The sequence below is a fragment of the Streptomyces desertarenae genome, assembly GCF_042681365.1.
Lineage (GTDB): Bacteria > Actinomycetota > Actinomycetes > Streptomycetales > Streptomycetaceae > Streptomyces > Streptomyces desertarenae.
This window is the reverse complement of the sequence record NZ_JBHUFU010000004.1, coordinates 33,487-55,338: the sequence shown is the minus strand read 5'-3', so window position 1 is coordinate 55,338 and position 21,852 is coordinate 33,487. Positions and strand designations below refer to the sequence as shown.

Here is a 21,852-nt window from a genome sequence, read left to right as displayed (position 1 = left end):
GCCCCGGTGGCCGCGGTCAGCGGTAGGTGAGCAGCGGGCGCCGGTCCCCGGCGAAGTGGGCGTGGTCGTTGAAGGACAGCAGGCTGATGCCGGAGGAGCCCGCGGCGACGGTGGTGATCGCCGCGTTGACCGCCACCCGGTTCAGCGCCACGACGCCGGCGGGCGGCGCGGACAGCAGGGCACCGCACAGGGCCGCCAGCACCCCGCCCGAGGTGACCACGACGGCGTCGCGTCCCGGCCCGAGCTCACCGGCCAGCTCCCGCAGCGCCTCGGAGGGGCCCGCGGCGAACCGCTCCCAGCCGCCGTCGTCCGCGTCGTCCTCCATCCAGGCCTCCAGCGCGCGGTCGAGCAGCGCCTGGAAGCCGCGGTTGCCGGCGGGGACGCCGCCGTCGCCGCCGGGGGCCGCGCCGTAGCGGCCGACGAGGCCGACGTGGTCGTACTCGTTCCAGCGCGGGTCGGTGCGCGGCGCCCCGGCCAGGCCGGCGGCCTTCATCAGGAGCTCGGCCGTGTCCCGCTGCCGCTCCAGGGTGCCGCAGACCACCAGCGGGTCGCGCGGCGCGCGCCGGGCCAGCTCGGCTCCGGCGACCTCCGCCTGCCGGCGGCCGAGGTCCGACAGCACGTCGTACCCCTCCGCCGTGCCGGCGCCGAACGACGCCTGACCGTGGCGGACCAGATGGATGACCGGCATCGCTGCCCTCCTTGCTGTCGGTGATCGCTGTCGTCCGGGGCGGCCCGCCCGGGCGGTGGTGCGACGGGCTCGCCGCCCGCGCCGGCTCGGACCGGGGCGATGCGGCCGGAGAAGGGGGCGACGGCCTCGACCGGGGCGCGCGGCGGCTCGGCGCGGACGCCCCCGGAGGGCGCGGCGGCACCGGCCCCGGAGGCGGTGAGGCCGCGGGCTGCCCGCTCGCCCGGTCCTGCGCCGGCCCCGGTGACGAGGGCGCTCCGGCGGACGCTCATGCGGTGCCTTCCCGTGCGTCTCCTGCTGTCGGGCCGACGGGCGCGGATCCCGGGGCCCGGCCGCGGTGGTGCGGCTCCTCCGGGGGCCGGCGCGGACGGTCCTCCGCATCCGCGGCGGAGGGGACCTCGCGGCCGGCTCCTCGCCGGGGCGGCGTCGCCGTGACCGCGAGGGTAGCCAATGCGCCGGGCGGCGCTCAACGGCGCGGACGCCCGGTGGCCCGGACCACCGCGCCCGGCGCGGCGGCGGACACGGCCCCGCCTTCCGCCCCGACCGCCCCCTACCGGGCCGTCGCCGGCCGCTCCCGCCGGACGGTCGTGGTGCGCACCGTGCGCCTCCCCCGCCGCGGCGCGGGAGCCCCCGCTCCGGCCGGCGGTCCGGACGGCCCCCGCCCACCGGCGCCGCAACGCCCTGCGGCCGCCCGGGGGTCGGGCCGGGGCCGGCACGACGGGAGGGGTCCTCCGGTCCGGAGGAGAACCGCTGCCCGGAGCCCCGTTCCCGCGACGGGCCGGAACTCCCCTGTTTGGAAGTCGTGTTCAGGGCAAGGCGGTCCGGTGAAGACAACAAGGAGGTATCCAGACATGGGCATCATCGCGTGGATTCTCATCGGTCTGTTCGCCGGTCTGATCGCCAAGGCCCTCATGCCGGGCCGGGACCCCGGCGGCATTCTCGTCACCATGCTCATCGGAATTCTCGGAGGCCTCCTCGGCGGTTTCCTGGGCAAGGTGATATTCGGCGTGGAATCCATCGACGGATTCTTCGAACTGTCCACCTGGATAGCCGCCATCATCGGCTCGGTCATCATCCTCGCGGTCTACCGGATGGTCACCGGCCGCAGCCACGGCCGCGGCCGCGCCCACGCCTGACCCGGACGCCGGACGTCCGCCGGCCCCCGGGCACCCGCCGGCCCTCGGCGGTCCGCTCACCGGAGCGGACCGCCGAGGGCCGGCGCGCGTCCGGCGGCACGTCCCCCGGGCCGGGCACCGGGCGGACGTCCGGCCCGGTCTCCTCCGCCCGCACGCCGGACGGTCACGGGCTCACTCTGTAGAGTGAGCCCGTCATGAGCACTTGGAGCGGAACGGCCCCCGGATGGACGGCGGGGGAGGGGCAGGGCGGTCCGCCGTACGCACCCTGGCAGCCGCCCACCGACATCGAGCAGCGCCTGTACGAGGCCAAGGCGCGCGGCGACTGGAGCGCCTATCTGGACGCCCTGGCCGCCACCGAACTGTTCCACGCGGTCTCCCGTCCGTGGGCGGACGCCAACCCGGGGTACGTCCGCCTCTTCCCCCACTGGGATCCCAGGACGCGCCGGCACTACGTGACGGTCCTGACCGAGGGCATGCTCCCCTGCCCGGCGCCCGACCCGGTGTACATGGAGAACTCGCTGGGCTGGTACGCCGCCACGTGGAAGGACCCCGACTGGTGGCTGGCGGTCAACCCCGGCACCCCGTGCGAGGCGTACTTCGCGGCCACCCCCGAGCACCGGCGGCTCTGGACCCACCACGCCCAGCGGATGTCGGGGTGGACGAGGAAGGGACGGCTGCGCACCCTGCGGGTGGGCGGCGTGTTCCAGGGGCCCGTGGCGCACGGCCTGGCCTGCGGGGCGCTGCTGTGCGTCTCCAACGGCTCCCTGTGGAACGCGATGGGCTGGCACGGAACGGGTTACGACCGCGAGCGGGGGCGGCTGGCGGAGTGGTGGGGCATCACCACCCGCGAGGAGTGGCTGTCGGCCCTGGAGCGGCTCCTGAAGGGCGAGATGAGCAACTCCTCCTGGGAGTTCGTGCTGGAGGTCCGGCGGGCGATCGCCCGCGAGTACGGCGGCGCGGTCGAGATCGACCACTGGCGCGAGGTGGTCGAGCGCGTCGTGCGCGGGCGCGCCGAGCAGGCCGCCGCCCGCGGTGCGGCCGGTCCCTCCGACCCCGGCGCGGAGGCCCGCCGGCTCCAGCACCTCATCGGCCGCATCGTCCGCTACGAGGCCCGGTTCCGCGCGGACGGTCTGCTCCGCGAGGGCGAGTACGTGACGTCCGTCCTGGCCTGGGACTACGGCCGGGCGTCGAAGATGGCGCGCTGGGGCCTGGGGGCCCGCTTCTGCGACGTGGGCGAGGCGGAGCGGGCCGTGGTGCGGGCCGGCCGGGCCGGCCGCCTCGAGTACCGGTCGTGGGAGGCGTTCTCGGCCGGCTACGTCCTCGGGCGCTGCCTGCACTTCGACGACGAGGAGTTCGGCAGCTGGTACGAGGAGATGCTGAACGCCCACCGGGTGCTCACCACCGACCCCGGAAGTCCCTGGCTCACCATCCCCTGGAAGTGACCGCCGCCCTCCCGGACCGTCCGCGGCCGAGGGCGGCCGGGCAGGCGGCACCACCACCGGACGCGCCGCCGGACAGGCCGGCAGACGTCGCCATATACCCCTAGGGGGTATAGGATGGAGGTGTTGCAGCCCGTCGCGGAGCGATGGGCGGAGGGGAGCGCCATGAACACCGCAGTGAAGATCGCCGGATTCGCCACCGCGCTCGCGGCCGCCTTCGGGGGCGCGTACGGAGTGGGGAGCGCCGTCGGGCCCTCCAGAGCCGGACCCGCTCCCACCGTGCACACCGAGCGCGAGGGGCACCGGCCGGACGGCGGAGGCGGGGCGCGCGGGGGCTTCGGCGGCGAGGCCCCGGTGGGAGGGCTGCGGGTCGCCGAGGACGGGTACGCCCTCGACCTGGCCACCCCGCGCATCGCCGCGGGCGAGGAGGCGGAGCTGCGCTTCACCGTCCGGGACGGCGACGGCCGGCCGGTCACCGCGTACCGCGCCGAGCACGGGAGGGAACTGCACCTGGTCCTGGTCTCCCGGGACCTGGCCACCTACCGGCACCTCCACCCCGTCCGGGCCGGCGACGGAACCTGGAGTGCTCCGGTGGAGCTGCCCCGGGCCGGCGACTACCGCGTCTTCGCGGACTTCACCCCGGACGCGGAAGGGGCCGGAAGCGTCACCCTGGGAGCCGACCTGGCCGTCTCCGGAGCCTACGAGCCGGCCGCCCTCCCCGAGCCGTCCCCGCGCGCCACCGTCGACGGCTACACCGTCACCCTCGACGGCACCCTCGGGCCCGGACGGGAGAGCACCCTCGACCTGGAGGTCACCCGGGACGGCCGCCCCGTCACCGATCTGGAGCCCCACCTCGGCGCCTCCGGGCACCTCGTCGCCCTGCGCGCCGGCGACCTGGGCTACCTCCACGTCCACCCCGAGGGCGCGCCGGGCGGCGGTGCCGCCGGGGCCGGCCCCGGCGTCTCCTTCACCGCCACCGCGCCCAGCAGCGGCACCTACCGGCTCTTCCTGGAGTTCAAGCACGACGGGAAGGTGCGCACGGCCGCCTTCACCGTCACCGCGGGCACCGGACGGGGCGCGGACGCCCCCGCCCCCGGAGCCGGTCACGGAGAAGGCCCGCACGGCCACTGACGGGCAGCGGCACGCACGGGCCGGGAGTCAGGCCGCCGGCGGGAGCGCGGGTGCGGTCACAGGGTGGCCAGCAGTTCGTTGCACGCCTGCTCGCAGCGGCGGCAGGCCTCGGCGCAGATGCGGCAGTGCTCGTGCATGTCGGCGTGGCGCTCGCACTCCTCGGCGCAGGACTTGCACACCATGGCGCAGGCCTGGAGCTGGGTACGGGTGATGTTGGCGTCGTAGCCGGTGTGCCGGGAGAGGATCTTGCCGGTCGCCTCGCAGATGTCCGAGCAGTCCATGTTGGTGCGGATGCACTTGCGCAGCTCGGCCACCATCTCCTCCGACAGGCAGGCGTCCGCGCACGCGGTGCACGTCTGCGAACAGTCGAAGCACTCGGAGATGCACCGCTCCATGGCGGAGCGGTTGACGTCGCCGAGGTCGGCCGGGTAGGTCCGCAGCATGTCCTTGACCATCGTGGTCATGGCCTTCACCCTTTCCGTTTCTCGTCCGGGAGCGGGCGGTCCGGGCCGGTGACCAGACCCATGACGCCCTTCCGTGCGGGTAACACCCCGGAACGGGTGGCAAACCACCGGATGGATCCGTTTCGCCGGATTCCGGCGCGGGAGCGGGCAGGGGAAGGCGCCGGCCAGGAGGGGGGAGCCTGGCCGGCGCCGGTCTGCGGGGTGCGGGTGCCGGTGGTGGCGGTCGCCTCTCGGCGAGTGGCACTGCGAGGCTTCAGCCGGACGATCGTCCTCGCAGGCGATGGGTGAGGCCCGGGGACACTGTCCCACCACCGGAACCCGCGTGGGGTACAACCGGCGCCCCCGCCCGGTCATTCCGTGCCATAGGGGGCAATCGGTGTGATGCCCGTCACCGGGCCGTCCGCCGCCCGGCGGCGGACGGCCGCGACGAGGAGGGCGAGCGCGCCCGCCGGCGCGGCGGTGGAACGGACGGGTGAGGGGCAGGGGAGCGCCCTCCCCGGACGGTGCGGGGGGCGGAGGGGGAGGCGCGGGGCGCCCGGCCGCCGGTATCCGAGCCCTCCGCACACAGCCAACCCTTCTCACGCAGGAACAAACACGAGGCTCACGAAAGCCGTCATCTTCGGACATCCGTGCCGTGAAACTGCGCCCCCTCGAAGTGGCCGGCCAGGGGGTGGGCGCGCTGCCGTTCCGGAAGGGCCGCGCCGGCCGTGGCCGAGCGGGTGGAGCAGCGGACGAGCGGGCAGCCCGCCGACGAGCGCACGGAGACCGGGCCGCCGGCGGTCCAGGTGGCCGCCGGCCCGGTCCCCCGGCGGCCGGCGCGGAACGGCGTCACCGAACCGGGATCGGCTGGGTGAGGTTCACCGGGTTGCCGTCGGGGTCCCGGATGTGGGCGACGCGCTGCCCCCACGGCATGTCGTCGGGGCCGCCGCGGACCGAGCCGCCCAGCGCCTCCACCCGGCCGAGCGTCTCATCGACGTCGTCGACGCCGATGCTGAGCAGGATCCGCGGCTCCGCCCCGGTCCCCGGGTCCGCCTTGGCCACCAGCCCGAGGTCGGTGTCGCCGATGCGCAGGCCGCGGTAGAAGACCGGGCCCTCCGCCGGAACCCGGAAGACCTCCTCGGCGCCGAACAGCTTCGTGTAGAAGTCGAGCAGGACGTCCTGGTCGGCGGTAACGATCACTGGCTGGATGGTGGACATGGCACTCCTGTCGGGAACGGTCGTGTCGCCGGTTGGACCGTTCGAGGACGGCGAACTCATCGGCGGGACCACCCCGCCGGACGGCCCGCACCGCACACGGCCGGCACGAGCACCCTGAAACGACGTCACGTCACCGCCCGCCGGCCAGCCGCCTCAAGGCGGCGGAACCCCAGTGCGCGGAGGAGGGAGCCGTCCGCCGGACGTGCCCGCCCGCCGCCGGGAGGGTTTCCGCGACCCGTCGCCGCTCAGCCGGGCGCGGGACCCGCGGGCGCGATGTTGTGGTTGAGGTGGAAGACGTTGCCGGGGTCGTAGCGGGCCTTCACCTCGGCCAGGCGGCGGTGGTTGCCGGCGCCGAACCCGGCGACGACCCGGTCCTCCCCCTCGTTCCCGATGAAGTTGAGGTAGACCGCGCCGGTCGACCAGGGGGCGACGTCCGCACGGGCGTCGTGCGCCCACCGCTCGGCGCGCTCGTCGTCGGCCGGGTCCTCCCACAGCCCGAAGGGATGGACCACCCAGGGTGCCCCGCGCCACGGGACCGGGAACTCCTCCGGCCCCCGCGCCACCGCCCCGCCCTGCGGGAACAGCACGTGCTGGGAGGGCGAGGGGACGATCATGTCGTCGGCCCGGCGGCAGAAGAGGTCCACGGCCCGGTCCGGGAGGGACGCCAGGTACTCGGCGGACCAGTGGTTCCGGTAGCCGGGCGGATCGTCGAGCATGCACTGCAGGTCGGCGTAGGGGAGTTCGGCGAACATCTCGGCGTGGTGGTCGAGGCCCAGGACGGGCTCGGCCACGTCCCGCAGCTCCTGCATCACACCCGCGTAGGTGACCAGGACCGCGCAGGCGAGCCTCCCGGCCATCTCCTCGGGGACGAAGTCCTCGGACGGCGCGGTGAGGTGGATCAGCCCGCCGCCGACCTCGTCGGGGGCCGACTCCAGGAAGTCCCGGTAGACGCGCGCCACCTCCGGCCCCGCCTCGGGCGGCCACATCAGCAGCGCGACGCTCACCACCGGCAGCGGGTGGAGCCGGAGTTCGAGGGAGGTGGCCACGCCGAAGTTGCCTCCGCCGCCGTGCAGGGCCCAGAACAGGTCGGGGTGCTCGTCCTCGCCGGCGCGGACGGTGCGGCCGTCGGCGGTCACCAGCTCCACCGAGAGCAGATTGTCGCAGGCCAGGCCGAACTTGCGGTCCAGCCAGCCGGTGCCGCCGCCGAGGACGAAACCGCCCACGCCGGTGGTGGACACCCGGCCGCCGGTGGTGGCCAGGCCGTAGGGTTCGGCGGCCCGGTCCAGCAGGCCCATCGTCGCGCCGCCGCCGACCCGCACCCTGCGGCCCTCGGGGTCGACCGTGACCGTGCGCAGCGGCCGCAGGTCGACGACGAGCCCGCCCTCGGCGAGCGAGGTGCCCGCCACGCTGTGCCCGCCGCCGCGCACCGCGATCTCCAGCCCCTGCTCCCGCCCGAAGCGGACCGCCTCGGCCACCTCCCGGGCCGTCCCGCACCGGGCGATGACGGCGGGCCGCCGGTCCACCATCGCGTTGAAGACGGCGCGGGTCTCGTCGTAGGCGGCGTCGCCCGGCACCACGACGCCGCCGCCGAACCCGGCGCGGAAACCGGCCAGGGCCGCGGCGGCGGGCGGGCCGCCGGCCGCACCGCGGGACGCGCTGTGGGCTGCCATGCCGCCCCCTTCGCCCGGGCCGTCGCCGGGCCTCCCTTCGACCGTAACGCCGGCCGGAGACGGTCCGCACGCCGGCCGGGCGGGCGCGGCCCCGGCCGCCGCCGGATCCGGCCCGGTCAGCCGCCGCCGGGTGAGGGCGGGGCGCCGGGACCGGCCTTCCCGGACCGCTCCTCCACGTCGTCGAGGTAGTGCGCGCGGCCCTCGCCGTCGATGTCGAACGAGCCCTCGGGGATGATGCAGAACTCGTTCCCCTCGGGATCGGCCATGACGAGGAATCCGCCCTCGTCGTACCGGTGCAGGCGCCGCCCGCCCAGTTCCTCGATCCGCCGCTGCTCGGCGGCCGGGTCCGGCGAGGCGAGGTCGATGTGGACGCGGTTCTTCCCCGTCTTCGGCCCGGCGCCCCGCTGGAAGCCGAGCACCGGCCCGTCGCCGCGTTCGAGCCAGACGTAGGGGCCGAAGCGCGCCCGGACGCCCCTGCCCAGCACACGGGACCAGAAGGACGCCAGCGCCTCGGGGTCGGTGCAGTCGACGACGACGGCTTCGATGCCTGGAGGACGGTCTGCCATGCCCCAAGACTCGCACAGGCGCGGGGCGCGTAATGCGGTCGACAGGCAGCGGGGTCGGTTGGCAGGCTCCCGTCATGGGACACCCGATCTGGCCCCTGTACGGCCTGAGGATCACCACGCCGCGCCTGGAACTGCGCCTCCCCGGCACCGACCTCCTGGAGGAGTTGTCCGCGGTGGCCGCCGACGGCGTCCACGACGCGTCGCGCATGCCGTTCACCGTCCCGTGGACGGACTCACCGCCCCGGGAGCGCGCCCGGGCGACGTTCCGGCACGTCCTGGGCACCGTCGCCGACTGGACCGCACACGAGTGGACGCTGAGCCTGGCGGTGCTGTGCGACGGGAGGGCCGTCGGGCGGCAGGACCTGAGCGCGACGGACTTCCCCGTCACCCGCGAGGCGCGGACCGGGTCGTGGCTGGGCCTGGCGCACCAGGGCCGGGGCATCGGCACGGAGATGCGGGCGGCGGTGCTGCACCTGGCGTTCGAGGGGCTCGGTGCGCACGCCGCGACGTCCGCGGCGATGACCGACAACCCCGCGTCCCTCGCGGTGTCGCGCAAGCTCGGCTACCGCCCGGACGGCCTGGAGACGGCGGCCGTGCGGGGCGAGGCCCGCACCCTGCGGCGGCTGCGCCTGTGCCGTGAGGACTGGCGGGCGCACCGCACGGTCGAGGTCGGGATCGAGGGCCTGGAACCGTGCCGGGCGCTCTTCGAGGGGTAGCCGCGGACGGCGGGAAGGGCGCGGACGGCGTTCCGCCCGGTCAGGCGGCGGCGTCGAGGTCCGGTGCGGCCGCGGGCCCGGCGGAGAGGTGACCGGCCCGCTCCGCCGCGGTCCGCCAGGCGCCGACGACCGCGCGGCGGACCCGGGCGGTGGCGGTGACCACGTCGCCGGAGAGGCGGAGCGGCGTACCGACGTGCACGTGGACACCGGGACGGCGCAGCGGCGCCGTGACGAACCCGGCGACCTGCTTGGCGGCGGACCCGGAGCTGATGCGCCGCGAACCGGCCTGCCCGAGCGGGACGACCGGGGCGCCGGTGGCCAGCGCCAGCCGCGCCAGACCGCTGCGGAACGGCCCCGGTGCCGCCTCGCCGGCGTCCGAGCGGCGCGGCAGCCCTCCCTCGCCGTAGACCAGGACGATCCGCCCCGCCGCGAGTGCTCCGGCGGCGGCCTCCAGGGACGCGGCGGCCCGGCAGGTGCCGCGGTGCACCGGTATGTGCCCCTCCCGGACGAGCGCGTGGCGCAGCCCGGGGATCCGCCACAGCCCGGCGGTGGCCAGGACGACGGGCTCGTCGGCGCCCAACCGGTGAAGGGCGGCCAGGACCACGCCGGGATCCACCAGCGAGGTGTGGTTCGCGGCGACGATGCTGCCGGGCGCGAGCTCCGCGCCGGGGTCGGAGGTGACCCGCAGGCGGCCGAGCACGGGGACGACGGTACGGGCGACGGTGCTGAGCACGGTGGTCTCCTTGTGCGTTCTCCGGGCGTCGCGGAGGCGGGGCGGGCCCATCGTCGCCCGCCGGTGCCCCGGGGCACCTGAGTAGCCGTACTCATCTCCGCACCCGCACCCGTACGGAAGACGATGAATAGTGTGCCAAGCAATGAACAAGAGGGAACGGAGGAGGCAGGCCGCGGTCACCGCGCACGATGCCGTCGTCGGGTGCGTCGGCGGTGACCGCGGAGCCGGTGCCGAGGATCGCGCCGTGGCCGACCCCGTGCCGGGCCGCGCCGCCCCCGCCGGTCCTCAGTCCGCGGGGACGTACTTGTAGCCGACCCGCCGGACGGTGGCGATGCTCCGCCGGTGGGCGGGGCCGAGCTTGCGGCGGAGCCGGGCGACGTGGACGTCGACGGTGCGGCCGTCCCCCACGTGCGCGTATCCCCACACCGCCTCCACCAGGCGGGCCCGGGTGTGCACCCGGTGCGGGTGCGCCGCCAGGTGGGCCAGCAGTTCGAACTCCAGGTAGGTCAGCTCCAGGGGCCGTCCGTCGACCGAGGCCGTGCGGCGGTCGGTGTCGACGTGCAGGCCCCGGACCGGGCCCGGGGGGACCGGCGGGACCGGCGGGACCGGCGAGGGGCGTTCGGGGCGGTGCGGGGGAGGGGGCGCGGAGGGGAGGGGGATCGCGGGTGCGCCTCTTGCCGCGTCCGCCCGGTGGACGGTGAGGTGCGCGGGGAACAGGTCGTCGGGGCTGAGGTCGCCGGGGGCGAGGACCAGGTAGGCGACGAGCGGCGCGGATGTCCCGCCGCCGGCCGGCACGGCGGTGCGGGGGCGGCGGGAGGAGTTCTCCGAAAGGGCGAGGATGCGGCTCATGAGGACTTCCCTGGTGCGAGGAGGGCGGGTTGGAACAGTGCGCGGTATTCCGCGCGGGCGAGGATGCGGAATACCGGGGAGGGCGGCAGGGCCTCTCCTGCCGGCGGTTCCGGACCGGTGGGCGGATTCCCGTGTCCGCCGGCGGTGCCGGGCGCGGGCGGGCTCGGGGCCGGCGGCCGGTCACGCGGCTCAACGGGCCGCGGAACACAGGGCGCCGGCCTGGCGTCGCGGATCGACGTGCCGGCGCGTGGCGAGGGTCTCGGCGTTCCTCATGGCGTACAGGAACTGTGCTCCGCGGTGGGTTCCGTCAATGTTCCGGTGCATTCGTCTCGTCCTGCGGAGAGAAGAGGGAAAGGGCACCGGAGAAGGCCGCGGCGACAACGGGTTCCGCGGTCCGGAACCCGTCGTCGCCGCGCGGTGTCTCCGGATGACCGCCATCCGGAGGGGAGTGCGCGCGGGGCGGCCGGTGACCGTGCGTCGGGAACGCCCCTGCTTCCCTACTTTCCCTAGTTGATAAGTAGGGAAACTTTCTCGCGGGTCCTCCGCCCGGTCAAGGGGAAGTCCACAGTGCGGACAGCGGCGCGGAAGCGGTCGCCGTGCCCGGCCGCAGGGCGGGGCGCCTGGATCAGGGGTTGGTCCAGGCCTCCGGGTCCTCGGCCAGGGAGGTCACCAGGGCGGGCAGCCGGCCCGCCGCCACGTCGGCCAGCGTGACCTCGTCCAGGATCTTGCGGACGTTGGCGCGCACCGCGATCCACAGGGGCAGCAGGGACTCGGCCGGCCCCGTGTACGACAGGTCCGGCGGGCGGGCGCCCCGTACCGAGACCAGCGGCCCGTCCACCACGCGGATCACATCGGCGACGGTGATGCTGTCGGCGGGCGCGGCCAGCCGGTGGCCGCCGCTGCCCCCGCGCTGGCTGACCACCAGCCTGCCGCGGCGCAGGTCGGTCAGGATGCCCTCCAGGAACTTGTGCGGGATGCCCTGCGCCCTGGCGATCGCCTCGGCCTTGACCGGACCCTCGTCGCCCGACGCCGCCAGTTCCAGCAGGGCACGCACCGCGTAGTCCGCTCTCGCCGAGATCCGCATGCCCGCATTATCGGCCACCCGGCCGCCCCGCCGCCCGCCGGGACCCGGCAGGCCGGCGGGCGCGGGAGAGCACGGCCCCGGGGCCGTTCAGAGCTTGCGGTAGTCGTAGGCCTCCGCCGCCGCGGCCGCCACCGCCTCCAGGTCCGCCCCGGTCGAGGCGGTGACCACGGCAGCGACGGCACCCTCCACGAACGGCGCGTCCACCAGGCGCGCCCCGTCGGGGAGTTCGCCGCCCTCGGCGAGGAGGGTGCGCACCGTCAGCACCGCGCTGCCCAGGTCCGCCAGCAGCACCACCCCCCCGCCCCGGTCGGCGCGACGGGCCGCCTGGGCGATCAGCTCCGAGCTGGTGCCCAGCCCCCCGTCGCCGGTGCCCCCGGCCGCCGTCACCGTGACGTTCCCGCCGCCGCCCGACAGGCCCAGGGCGAGCCGGGCGACGGACTCGGCCACCTGCCTGCTGTGCGACACCAGCACGACGCCGACCGGCTGCTGCTCCCCGGCCCCCCGCTCCCCGCTCACGCCGCCACCCCCGACGCCTCGGCGGTCTCGGCGAGCGCGGCGAAGAACAGCGCGGAGGAGGCCGCTCCGGGATCCATGTGGCCGATGCTGCGTTCGCCCAGATAGCTCGCCCGGCCCCGGCGTGCCTGCATCGGCACCGTGGCGGCGGCTCCCTCCTCGGCGGCCGCGCGTGCCGCGGCGAAGTCCGCGCCCGACGCGCCCAGCGCCTCGACGCCCGGGAAGAGGGCGTCCAGCATCGTCTTGTCCCCCGGCGCCGACGACCCCAGCTGCGCCACCGCCTCCACCCCCGTGCGCAGGGCCTCGCGCAGCCGGGCCGCGTCCACCGTCTCCTCGGTGCCCAGCGCCTTGCCCGCGCGCCGCAGCAGCGTCCCGTACAGCGGTCCCGAGGCGCCGCCGACCGTGGAGATCAGCCGGCGCCCGGCGAGGGCGAGCACCGCGCCCGGTGACGCGGGGCGCTCCTCCTCCAGGGAGGCGAGCGCGGCGGTGAAGCCGCGCCGCATGTTGGCGCCGTGGTCGGCGTCGCCGACGGCCGAGTCCAGTTCGGTCAGCCGGTCCGCCTCCCGGTCCACGGCGGCCCCGACCGCCGACATCCAGGTGCGGAAGAAGGCGGCGTCCAGTGCGACGGTCACCAAGGTCTCCTCTGTCGGTGTCCAGGTGTTCGGTTGCTCCGGTGGTGCCCCGCTCCGGCGCGCGGCCGGAGCGCCCGGCGCGGACCCGGGGGCTGCCCGGTCCGCGGTCTGTGCCTGCCCCGCAGGACGGCGTCACATGCCCCAGCGCAGCGCGGGAGTGCGCACCGGGGCGTCCCACAGCCGCAGCAGCTCCTCGTCCGCCCGGCACAGCGTGACCGAGCAGCCGGCCATGTCCAGGGAGGTGACGTAGCTGCCGACGAGCGTGCGGGCCACGGCCACGCCGCGCTCGCCCAGTACCCGGTGCACCTCCGCGGCGAAGCCGTACAGCTCCAGCAGCGGGGTGCCCCCCATGCCGTTGACCAGGGCCAGTACGGGCCCGTCGGGGCGCAGGTCCTCCAGCACCGCGTCCAGCGCGGCGTCGGCGATCTCCCCGGAGGTCATCATGCCGCGCCGCTCGCGGCCGGGTTCGCCGTGGATGCCGATGCCCAGCTCCAGCTCGCCGGGCGGCAGGTCGAAGGTCGGGCCGCCCTTGGCCGGGGTCGTGCAGGCGCTCAGCGCGACGCCGAAGCTGCGCGAGGACTCCACCACCTGCCGGGCGACCGCCTCCACCCGCTCCAGCGGCGCGCCCGCCTCGGCCGCCGCGCCCGCCAGCTTCTCCACGAACAGCGTCGCGCCGGTGCCGCGCCGGCCGGCGGTGTAGGTGCTGTCCACCACCGCCACGTCGTCGTTGACGAGGACCTTGGCGACCTGCACGCCCTCGTCCTCCGCCAGTTCGGCGGCCATGTCGAAGTTCAGCACGTCGCCGGTGTAGTTCTTCACGACGAACAGCACGCCGCGGCCGCTGTCCACGGCGGCGGCCGCCCGCGCCATCTGGTCCGGGACGGGGGAGGTGAAGACCTCGCCGGGGCAGGCGGCGTCGAGCATGCCGTGCCCGACGAACCCGCCGTGCATCGGCTCGTGGCCCGAGCCGCCCCCGGAGACCAGTCCCACCTTGTCCGCCACCGGCGCGTCCCGGCGCAGCACGATCCGGTTCTCGACGTCGACCGTCAGCTCGGGGTGCGCGGCGGCCATGCCGCGCAGGGCGTCGGCCACGACCGTCTCCGGCACGTTGATCAGCATCTTCACGGGTGCCTCCCAGTAAGCTCGGCAGGTGGGTCGTCGGCCTGCGTTTTTGCTGGTCGGAGCATGTTCGGGCGGTTCTCGATCCGGGCGGCCCGCAGCGGCCGGAAGCGGGCTGCGGCGGTAGCGACGCCGACTGTGGCGACGCTGTGCCGGGTTCCTGCGGCGGACCGGGGGCATGCCGACCGGAGTCCTACGAAGGCAGTATCGGCCCTGCGGCTGCGAAGGTCACGTGCGCCGGCATCCCGAGCGAGTCGGTGGGGGCGAGCGGCTCTCGGCACCAGGGTGCGGAGGGCGGGGCGGCGTGCGGCGCGGACGCGACCGCGCCACCGCGCCCGGTCGCGGGGACCGGGCGCGGTGGCGCGGGAACGGGCGGATCGGTGCGTTCCGGCGGGCGGGGGCCCGCCGGGGCGCCGCGCCCGGCGTCAGCCGCCGTTGTTCTCGGCGGCCACGGAGGCGTGCACCTCGTCCATGTCGAGCCCGCGGACGGCGTCGATCACCTGGTCGAGGGCCGGGGCGGGGAGGGCGCCGGGCTGGGCGAACACCAGGACGCCCTCGCGGAAGGCCATCAGCGTGGGGATGGAGGTGATGTCGGCGGCCGCGGCCAGGGCCTGCTCGGCCTCGGTGTCGACCTTGCCGAAGACGATGTCGGGGTTGGCCTCGGAGGCGCGCTCGTACACGGGGGCGAACATGCGGCAGGGACCGCACCAGGCGGCCCAGAAGTCGACGAGGACGATGTCGTTGTCGGTCACCGTCTTCTCGAAGTCGGCGGCGGTCAGGTCGACGGTGCTCACGCGGGTTCCTTCCGGTCGTCTCGTGGGACCCCCTGGCCGGGCAACGCCCGGTGCCGGGAGAACATTCCCGGTGTGCCGCGCGGTCTTACGCGCGGCGGGTCATGTGCAGCCGCACGGTCAGCCCGCCGGGGGTGGAGCGGGTCTCGACCAGGTCGCAGAGCTGGTGCATCATCCACAGTCCGCGCCCGCCGTCGGCGGTGTCCAGGGTCGGACGGCGCCGCCCGGCCAGCAGGTCGGTGAGGCGCCCGCGGTCGCGGACCTCCGCCACGCAGGAGGAGTCCTCCCCCCACAGCACCAGGGTGCCGCGCCCTCCGCCGTGGGCCAGGGAGTTGGCCGCGGCCTCGGCGACGGCGAGGACGAAGTCGCCCCGGCGCGCGGCGTCGAGGCCGGCCCGGTGGGCCCGGGCGTCCGCGTGGTGGCGGACCTCGCCCAGGTCGCCCGCGGCGAAGGCCAGGGTGCGGGCGCCCGGCGGGGGCGCGGGCAGGGGGAGGGCGTCGCACTCGGCGCTGACCGCGGCGGGGCCGGCGTAGCGCGGGCTGGGCCGCTCCCGTCCGCCCTCCCACAGCACCGGGTGGGTGCGGCGGGCGTCGGCGCACACCGCCGGGGGGAGCTCCGAGACGTCATAGGGGCACAGGACGGTCACGGCGCGTCCGGTGAAGGCGGCGTTGATCAGCGCCTCGTGCCGGGTGGCCTCCACCACCTCGGCGGGGGAGCGGCGGGCCCAGACGGGCTCCCCGACGATGCGCGCGGCCCGGCCGGGGTGCCGGTCGGCGAAGTCGCGCAGCCCGGCCAGGATGCGGCCGGGGTTGCGGCCGAAGTCGGTCATGTCGGTGAGGCGGAGCCGGTCGGCGCCGACCGTGCCCAGCCGGCCCCGCAGCAGCTCCAGGCGGGGGCCGGGGACGGCGACGAGGACGGGGTCGCCGGCTTCCAGCGCACCGGCGACGAAGCCGCCCACACCGTCGAGGTACTCCTCGGGGGTCCGGTAGAGGAGCGCCGGATGGACGAAGGGCCCGAGGTCCTCCCGCCCGGGGGCGGGAGCCTCTGCGTCGGTCACGGGGACCACCTCTGGTGTGGCGGGGTCGGGCGGAGGCGGACGGCCGCGGGGGAGGACGCGCCGGTCGCACCGGCACGCCGCCGGTGTCGGCACGTCGGTGGCCGCCTCCGTCCGGCCCTGGATTCCGCCAAGGGCTACGTCTGCCCCGGAAGCACCGGGCGCACACCGGTCCGGCCGTACGGGCAGGGTGCGGCGGAGCCGGGGGAGTGCCGTGGGCCGGGGCAGACCGGCAGGACGGGGCGCATCAAAAGGAGGATCGGGGGAAGGCCCACGGAGGGACGGCGGGCTCCGCCGGGCTCCGGTACGGTGCGGCCGGAGGGGGAATCCGGTTCCCTCCAGGGCCTCTTGGGGCCGCTGCTAGCATGTGCCGAACAGCAACAAAAGGGGCGGGGAGCAGTGTCTTGTCGCCCTGTGCAACCAGCCGGACGCAGACGTCACGGACGCGGGCCGGCGACGAGGACTGTTGAGAAGGGCCTGTGGTGAACGCCAGCGACGCAGCCGTGCGGGACCGGTTGACGACCGCGATCAGGGAGCGCGGCGACGAGATCGCCGACCGGTGGGTGCAGCTCCAGCAGCAGCGGGCGGCGATCGGCATCGAGGAGGGTGAGCTGCGCGAGGAGGCCGACGCCCTCCTCGTCCTGCTCGGCGGCGCCCTCAACGACAGCGACCACGGCATGGAGAGCGTGGTCGACGCCCACCGCGACCTGCGCGACGCGGTGATGGAGCTCTCCCTGCGCCGCGAGCGCACCGGCGCGACGCCCACCGCCACCTCCCTGGCCATCCTGGCGCTCAAGGACGCCCTGCTGGAGGCCGTGGAGCGCGACAACCACGATCCGCGCGAGCTCTTCCCCGCCGCGCTGATGATCAACCGGCTGCTGGACGAGGCCGCCGCGCTCTCCTTCACCGCCTACGTCGAGCGCCGGGAGCAGATCATCCAGCGGCAGAGCCGCCAGCTGCTGGAGATGTCCACCCCTGTGGTGCACCTGTGGCGCCAGATCCTGGCCGTGCCGCTGATCGGCACGCTGGACACCGCGCGCACCCAGGTGGTGATGGAGAACCTCCTCCAGTCCATCCAGTCCCACGAGGCCCGGGTGGCGATCATCGACATCACCGGTGTCCCGACGGTGGACACGGCCGTCGCCCAGCACCTGATGCAGACCGTCAACGCGGTCCGGCTGATGGGCGCGGACTGCTTCATCAGCGGTGTGCGGCCCTCCATCGCCCAGACCATCGCGCAGCTGGGCATCGACCTGTCCACCATCCTCACCCGCGCCACCCTCGCCGACGCGCTGGCCGCCGCGGTGGAGATGACCGGACAGGACTCGCCGGCCGGCGGGGCGCAGAAGAACCGATGACCGGCCGCCAGTCCATGGACATCCCCATTCTCAGGCTCGGCGACGTGCTGGTCACCGGCCTCATCAACGAGCTCGACGACCAGACGGCGTCCGTGTTCGCCGAGGAGCTGACCGAGCGCATCGCCGCCGAGCGGGCCAGGGGCGTCCTCATCGACGTCTCCCGGCTGGAGATCATCGACTCCTTCGTGGCCCGCGCCCTGACCGAGCTGAGCACCATGGCCCGGCTGCTGGGCGCCCGGGTGATCGTGGCCGGCATGCGGCCGCCGGTGGCGATCACCCTCGTCGAGCTCGGTCTCGAACTCACCGGGGTGGAGACCGCGCTCAACGCGGAGCAGGGCATGGCAGCACTGGGCTGGCACCATGCCCCGCGGCCCCCGGAAGGGGGGACCCGACGTGAAACTCTCGGATGAGCGAAGGGCAGGCACCCCGTTGGCCCACGCGCCCGGAGACGACGGGACGGGCGGTTCGCGCGCGGGTTCCTCGGCGGGCGCCCCGCAGGCCGCCCCCGCGACGTACCCCGTCCGCACCGACGAGGACCTGATCACCGTCCGCCACGCGGTGCGGGCCGCCACCGTCGAGGTCGGCTTCGGGCTGGTGGACCAGACCCGGGTCGTCACCGCCGCCAGCGAGCTGGCGCGCAACGCCTACATCCACGGCGGCGGGGGCACGGTGACCATCGAGTTCCCGCGCTCGGCCGGCCGCCGCGGCGTCCGGCTGGTCGTCCGGGACGAGGGCCCGGGCATCCCCGACCTGGAGGCCGCACTCGTCGACGGGTTCACCACCGGCGCCGGCCTCGGGCACGGGCTGGGGGGCGCCCGGCGGCTCATGCACGAGTTCGAGGTGCACACCGAGCCCGGCAGGGGAACCACGATCAGCGTGACCCGGTGGACCGCGCAGTGAGCGACCTGTCGTCCCTGCCGTCGGAGGGGCTGACCGACGAGATCGGCGTCGACCACGAGAGCGCGGTCCCGCTGGCGGCCTCGGCCGCGCGCAACCGCGCGCGGCAGGCCGGCCTGCCCGGCGCCATGCCCGACCAGGCGGCCGTCGTGGCCAGCGAACTGGCCGGCAACCTCGTCAAGCACGCCACCGGGGGCACGGTCTTCGTCCAGCTCCTCCCGCACGGCGAGGGGGTGGAGATCACGGCCGTCGACCGCGGCCCCGGCATACCCGACCTGGACCGCTCGCTGGCCGACGGCTACACCACCGCGACCGGCTCCCTCGGGGCGGGCCTGGGCGCGGTGCGCCGGATCGCCTCCGAGTTCGCCATCCGCACCCACCCCGGCTCCGGCACGCTGGTCAACGCCCGGCTGACGGTGCCCGGCGCGGTCCGGCCGACCCGCTGGCGCACCGGCTCGGTGTGCCTGCCGGCCCAGGAGGAGCGGTACTGCGGGGACGCGTGCGCGGTGGCCGAGACCGGCGACTCCCTCACCGGCCTGGTCGTCGACGGCCTCGGGCACGGCGCCTCGGCCGCGGAGGCGGCCCGCTCCGCCCTGCGCTCCTTCCGCACCGCCCCCGACCGCCCCCTGGACGACGTCCTGGCGTCGCTGCACCGCGCGCTGCGCCACACCCGCGGCGCCGCCGCCGGGGTGCTGCGGCTGCACTCCGACCGCGCCGAGTACTGCGGCATCGGCAACGTGCGCGCCGTGGTGCTCTCCGGCGGGGAGATCGGGCACCGGATGGCCGGCCAGCCCGGCATCGTCGGCTGGAACGTCCCCACGCCCCGGACGCGCACCGTGGCGCTGGGGCCCGGCGCGGGAGTCGTCCTGCACAGCGACGGCATAGAGTCCCGCTGGTCCCACAACCCGCCCACGTTCCTGCTGCGGCTCCCCCCGCCCCTGCTGGCAGCCGCCCTGGCCCACCGCCACCGGCGCATCCGCGACGACGCCACCGTGCTCGCGGTCCAGGCGGCATAGAGGTTCCATGACCGACACCCAGTCCCCCCACCCCACACTGCCGAGCCTGCGCCGGGCGGTGCGCCGCCTGGCGTGCGCCCACCGGCTGCCGGCCGAGCTCCGGGCCCGGCTGGTGCTCTCCGCGGTGGACCTGGCGCGCACGGAGATCGCGGCGGGACGGCCCGTCCGGCTGGCGGCCTCCGTGGAGCCGCCCTCCCAAGGTTCGCCGGGGCACCTCGTCGTCACCCTCCACACCCTCGGCGACCTCACGGCGGGCTACGACGAGGGCGCCGCCGACCTTCCCCTGCCGGCCCAGATCACCACGGGTGGCACCGCCACCTGGCGCCTGCCGCTGCCCGGTCCGCGGGGCGAGGACGCGTCCGGCGCCGCGGACGCCCCGGCCGTTTCGGGGACCGCCGTCCCGGCCCAGTCCCACAACGGCGGCCCGGGGACCAAGGCGTCCCCCGGCCCACGGCCCGCCGAGCCCGCCGGGCGGCCGGAGGCGGACGGGTCCGGGGCCGGTGCCGAGACCGAGACCGAGGCCGTGGAGCAGGAGCTGAGGACGGCCCTGGCCCGCATCGACGCCCTGACCGCCGAGCACCGGCGGCTCAAGCACGAGCTCGCCGAGACCAACCGGGGCACCCTCGCGCTCTACGTCCAGCTGGAGGAGCGCGACGAGCAACTGCGCAAGGCCCACGGCCAGACCCTGCGCGAGCTGGAGGACGCGCTGCGTCCCCCGCCGATCGAGGTCGAGGGCCTGGAGATGGCCGTCCACTACGCGCCCGCCGGCACCGACGCCCCCACCGGGGGCGACCTCTACGACTGGCTCCAGCTGCCCGACGGCACCGTCCACATCACCGTCGTCGACGCCCTCGGGCACGGCGTGACCAGCACCCGCGGCGCCCTCAACGTCACCCACGCGGTGCGGACCCTGGCACTGGAGGGGCATCCGCTGGAGTCGATCGTCGCCCGCACGGCCGAGATCCTGATGCCCTTCGACAGCGAGCTGATGTCCACCGTGCTGCTCGCCCGCATCGATCCGGCGACCGGCGACCTGTACCTGGCCAACGGCAGCCACCCGCCGGCGCTGCTGCTCCCCGCCGAGGGCGAGCCCAGGTACCTGGAGGTGCGCGGCCGGGGCATCGGCTACCCGCTGGCGGGCAGCGAACGGCTGCTGCACGTGAAGATGGCCCCCGGCGACCTGCTCGTCCTGTACACCGACGGCCTCACCGAGAGCCGCCGCGACCCGCAGGAGGGCGAGGCCCGGCTGGTCGAGGCGGCCCGCCGCCACGCGGACCGCCCCATCGAGCGCATCCCCGGCGCCATCGCCGAGGACATGCACACGATCATCCTGCACCCCGACGACACCCTGGCCCTGGCGGTGCGCGTCCCGCGCGCCTGAGCCGGGGCGCGGGACGGCGGCGCGCGAGGCGCGCAGGGGGTGGCGGCGGAACGGGGGGGGGCGGGGCGTCAGCCGCCCATGCCGTCCACCACGGTCTGGAGCCGGGCGGCCAGGGTGTCCGGGTCGCGGCCGGCGGCGTCGCCGCCGAGCCGGGCGGTCAGGTCGTCCCGGGAGACCACCTCGACGGCGCCCCGGTAGGAGTCGGTCCCCAGCCGCCCGGCGGGCACCACCTGGGCCCGCCCCTCCAGGATGACCAGCCGGGGGTCGGGGTCGGGGGAGTCGAGCAGCTCCCGTACGTGCTGGGCCGTGATCTCGCTCGGCACCTCGCGGGCCTCCTTCTCGGGTCGGTGCGGCATCTCTCGGGCCGGCGGCGCGCCGGTGCGGCCGGCGGGAGCCCCCGTCCTCCTTCGTGTGCCCGGCCGGCGGGCGGGAAGTCCGGGGGCCCGCGCCGCCCCGGTCGTCAGGGGGCGGTCCCCCCGCCCCGGCCGGCGTCCGGACCGTCCGGACCGTCCGGGGCGTCCGGACCGTCCGGGGCGTCCGGACCGTCCGGGGCGTCCGGACCGTCCGGGGTGGCCGGGGCGACCGGACCGGTGGCGTCCACCGTCACCCGCTCCCCCCGGCGGCAGTGCACCACCCCGGCGGGGAAACCGGGCCGCGCGGCCTCCCGCAGGAAGTCCGACAGCGGGGACTTCATGACGGTGTAGTCGTCGTAGTGCACGGGCAGCACGTGGCGGGGCCGCAGCAGGGAGACCAGGTCGGCGCCCTGGAGCGCGTCCATGGTCACCAGCAGCCCCCCGGGGAGGGTGGTGCCGCCCAGGTGGAGCACGGCCAGGTGGATGTCGGGGCACACCCGGGCGATCTCCCGCAGGCCGGGGAAGACCAGGGTGTCGCCCGAGACGTAGATCCGCAGCCGTACCTGCCCGCCCGGGTCGCCGAACTCCAGCAGGCTGCCCATCACCGGGGGCAGCAGGAAGTTCACCGGGCCCGGTCCGTGCCGGCCGGGCAGCGCGGTGATCCGTACCTGGCTCGCGCCGCGCACCAGGACGTGGTCGTGCCAGGTGGGCAGGCCCGTGGCGCGGCTGAAGCCGTGCAGCCCCTGGAGCCGCCGGGAGGCGTGCGGGGTGGTGACGATCGGCAGGTGGCGGGGCAGGCCGCGGCGGGCCACCCGGTCCCAGTGGTCGCCGTGCAGGTGGGACAGGACCACCGCGTCGAGTTCCGGCAGGTCGCCGATCCGCAGCGCGGGCTCGGTGCGGCGCCGCGAGAGCAGGCCCTTGCCCAGGTAGGCGTACTGGCCGCGGTGCAGGAAGTTGGGATCGGTCAGCAGAGTGAGGTCGCCGTAGCGGATCAGGAGGGTGGCGTTGCCGACGAAGAGGATCTCGGCGGCCCCCGGCGGGGGTGGGATCGGCATGGCGGGCTCTCCT

Annotated in this window: 24 protein-coding genes; 9 read left to right on the top strand and 15 right to left on the bottom strand. The window is 75.9% G+C overall.

Annotation, left to right across the window (positions count from 1 at the left end; translation table 11 throughout):
• Nucleotides 1-16 precede the first annotated feature (16 nt).
• Complete coding sequence (locus ACFSJS_RS08285; RefSeq protein WP_380898442.1) at nt 17-688, bottom strand: histidine phosphatase family protein; 672 nt, start codon at nt 686-688, stop codon at nt 17-19.
• 848 nt (nt 689-1,536) lie between these two features.
• Here ACFSJS_RS08285 and ACFSJS_RS08280 point away from each other — a divergent pair.
• The 3 genes from ACFSJS_RS08280 to ACFSJS_RS08270 all read left to right on the top strand — a co-directional run bounded on the left by ACFSJS_RS08280 (nt 1,537) and on the right by ACFSJS_RS08270 (nt 4,391).
• Nucleotides 1,537-1,821 (top strand): GlsB/YeaQ/YmgE family stress response membrane protein, encoded by a 285-nt coding sequence (locus ACFSJS_RS08280; protein ID WP_380898440.1) that lies wholly within the window; start codon nt 1,537-1,539, stop codon nt 1,819-1,821.
• Between the two features lie 194 nt (nt 1,822-2,015).
• Nucleotides 2,016-3,263, top strand: coding sequence for a DUF1266 domain-containing protein (locus ACFSJS_RS08275; protein ID WP_380898439.1), 1,248 nt, complete (start codon nt 2,016-2,018; stop codon nt 3,261-3,263).
• Nucleotides 3,264-3,425: 162 nt separating this feature from the next.
• Nucleotides 3,426-4,391, top strand: a complete 966-nt coding sequence (locus tag ACFSJS_RS08270; protein WP_380898437.1) for a hypothetical protein — start codon at nt 3,426-3,428, stop codon at nt 4,389-4,391.
• A 56-nt stretch (nt 4,392-4,447) separates the two neighbouring features.
• Here the strand turns inward: ACFSJS_RS08270 and ACFSJS_RS08265 are convergent, their stop codons facing one another.
• From ACFSJS_RS08265 to ACFSJS_RS08250, 4 genes are all read right to left on the bottom strand, one after another.
• Entirely contained in the window at nt 4,448-4,855 is a 408-nt protein-coding gene (locus ACFSJS_RS08265) for a four-helix bundle copper-binding protein (protein ID WP_380898435.1), read from the bottom strand.
• A gap of 828 nt (nt 4,856-5,683) precedes the next feature.
• Nucleotides 5,684-6,052 carry a VOC family protein gene (locus ACFSJS_RS08260; protein WP_380898433.1) on the bottom strand — a complete coding sequence of 123 codons (369 nt, stop codon included), beginning with the start codon at nt 6,050-6,052 and terminating at the stop codon, nt 5,684-5,686.
• 245 nt (nt 6,053-6,297) lie between these two features.
• Nucleotides 6,298-7,722 carry an FAD-binding oxidoreductase gene (locus ACFSJS_RS08255; RefSeq protein ID WP_380898431.1) on the bottom strand — a complete coding sequence of 475 codons (1,425 nt, stop codon included), beginning with the start codon at nt 7,720-7,722 and terminating at the stop codon, nt 6,298-6,300.
• A 116-nt stretch (nt 7,723-7,838) separates the two neighbouring features.
• Complete coding sequence (locus ACFSJS_RS08250; protein ID WP_380898429.1) at nt 7,839-8,288, bottom strand: VOC family protein; 450 nt, start codon at nt 8,286-8,288, stop codon at nt 7,839-7,841.
• Nucleotides 8,289-8,362: 74 nt separating this feature from the next.
• Here ACFSJS_RS08250 and ACFSJS_RS08245 point away from each other — a divergent pair, with 74 nt between their 5' ends.
• Nucleotides 8,363-9,004 (top strand): GNAT family N-acetyltransferase, encoded by a 642-nt coding sequence (locus tag ACFSJS_RS08245; RefSeq protein ID WP_380898427.1) that lies wholly within the window; start codon nt 8,363-8,365, stop codon nt 9,002-9,004.
• 40 nt (nt 9,005-9,044) lie between these two features.
• Here the strand turns inward: ACFSJS_RS08245 and ACFSJS_RS08240 are convergent, their stop codons facing one another.
• The 8 genes from ACFSJS_RS08240 to ACFSJS_RS08205 form a co-directional block, all read right to left on the bottom strand.
• Nucleotides 9,045-9,737 carry a lysophospholipid acyltransferase family protein gene (locus tag ACFSJS_RS08240; RefSeq protein WP_380898425.1) on the bottom strand — a complete coding sequence of 231 codons (693 nt, stop codon included), beginning with the start codon at nt 9,735-9,737 and terminating at the stop codon, nt 9,045-9,047.
• Between the two features lie 285 nt (nt 9,738-10,022).
• A complete protein-coding gene (locus ACFSJS_RS08235; RefSeq protein ID WP_380898423.1) occupies nt 10,023-10,586 on the bottom strand; it encodes a winged helix-turn-helix domain-containing protein in 564 nt (187 codons plus the stop codon).
• Nucleotides 10,587-11,211: 625 nt separating this feature from the next.
• Complete coding sequence (locus ACFSJS_RS08230) at nt 11,212-11,670, bottom strand: RrF2 family transcriptional regulator (protein WP_380898421.1); 459 nt, start codon at nt 11,668-11,670, stop codon at nt 11,212-11,214.
• An 87-nt stretch (nt 11,671-11,757) separates the two neighbouring features.
• Entirely contained in the window at nt 11,758-12,186 is a 429-nt protein-coding gene (locus ACFSJS_RS08225; RefSeq protein WP_380898419.1) for a PTS-dependent dihydroxyacetone kinase phosphotransferase subunit DhaM, read from the bottom strand.
• Entirely contained in the window at nt 12,183-12,776 is a 594-nt protein-coding gene (dhaL, locus tag ACFSJS_RS08220; protein WP_380898932.1) for a dihydroxyacetone kinase subunit DhaL, read from the bottom strand. Before dhaL ends, ACFSJS_RS08225 begins: the two co-directional genes overlap by 4 nt.
• A 171-nt stretch (nt 12,777-12,947) precedes the next feature.
• Complete coding sequence (gene dhaK, locus ACFSJS_RS08215) at nt 12,948-13,940, bottom strand: dihydroxyacetone kinase subunit DhaK (protein WP_380898417.1); 993 nt, start codon at nt 13,938-13,940, stop codon at nt 12,948-12,950.
• Between the two features lie 419 nt (nt 13,941-14,359).
• Nucleotides 14,360-14,728: a thioredoxin gene (gene trxA / locus ACFSJS_RS08210; protein ID WP_380898415.1), complete on the bottom strand. Its 369-nt coding sequence runs from the start codon at nt 14,726-14,728 to the stop codon at nt 14,360-14,362.
• A gap of 85 nt (nt 14,729-14,813) precedes the next feature.
• A complete protein-coding gene (locus ACFSJS_RS08205) occupies nt 14,814-15,782 on the bottom strand; it encodes an anti-sigma factor RsbA family regulatory protein (protein WP_380898413.1) in 969 nt (322 codons plus the stop codon).
• 479 nt (nt 15,783-16,261) lie between these two features.
• Here ACFSJS_RS08205 and ACFSJS_RS08200 point away from each other — a divergent pair, with 479 nt between their 5' ends.
• The 5 genes from ACFSJS_RS08200 to ACFSJS_RS08180 are packed head-to-tail and all read left to right on the top strand — an operon-like array spanning nt 16,262 to nt 20,431.
• On the top strand, nt 16,262-17,137 hold the full coding sequence (locus tag ACFSJS_RS08200) for an STAS domain-containing protein (RefSeq protein ID WP_380898411.1): 876 nt from the start codon (nt 16,262-16,264) through the stop codon (nt 17,135-17,137).
• On the top strand, nt 17,134-17,547 hold the full coding sequence (locus ACFSJS_RS08195; protein ID WP_380898408.1) for an STAS domain-containing protein: 414 nt from the start codon (nt 17,134-17,136) through the stop codon (nt 17,545-17,547). The genes ACFSJS_RS08200 and ACFSJS_RS08195 overlap by 4 nt, the downstream gene beginning before the upstream one ends.
• A gap of 19 nt (nt 17,548-17,566) precedes the next feature.
• Nucleotides 17,567-18,037: an anti-sigma regulatory factor gene (locus ACFSJS_RS08190; RefSeq protein WP_380898406.1), complete on the top strand. Its 471-nt coding sequence runs from the start codon at nt 17,567-17,569 to the stop codon at nt 18,035-18,037.
• Entirely contained in the window at nt 18,022-19,050 is a 1,029-nt protein-coding gene (locus ACFSJS_RS08185; RefSeq protein WP_380898405.1) for a SpoIIE family protein phosphatase, read from the top strand. Before ACFSJS_RS08190 ends, ACFSJS_RS08185 begins: the two co-directional genes overlap by 16 nt.
• 7 nt (nt 19,051-19,057) lie before the next feature.
• Nucleotides 19,058-20,431 carry a PP2C family protein-serine/threonine phosphatase gene (locus tag ACFSJS_RS08180; RefSeq protein ID WP_380898403.1) on the top strand — a complete coding sequence of 458 codons (1,374 nt, stop codon included), beginning with the start codon at nt 19,058-19,060 and terminating at the stop codon, nt 20,429-20,431.
• A gap of 68 nt (nt 20,432-20,499) precedes the next feature.
• Here ACFSJS_RS08180 and ACFSJS_RS08175 read toward each other — a convergent pair whose 3' ends face one another.
• Complete coding sequence (locus ACFSJS_RS08175) at nt 20,500-20,754, bottom strand: hypothetical protein (RefSeq protein ID WP_380898401.1); 255 nt, start codon at nt 20,752-20,754, stop codon at nt 20,500-20,502.
• Between the two features lie 137 nt (nt 20,755-20,891).
• Entirely contained in the window at nt 20,892-21,839 is a 948-nt protein-coding gene (locus tag ACFSJS_RS08170; RefSeq protein ID WP_380898399.1) for an MBL fold metallo-hydrolase, read from the bottom strand.
• Between the last annotated feature and the right edge of the window lie 13 nt (nt 21,840-21,852).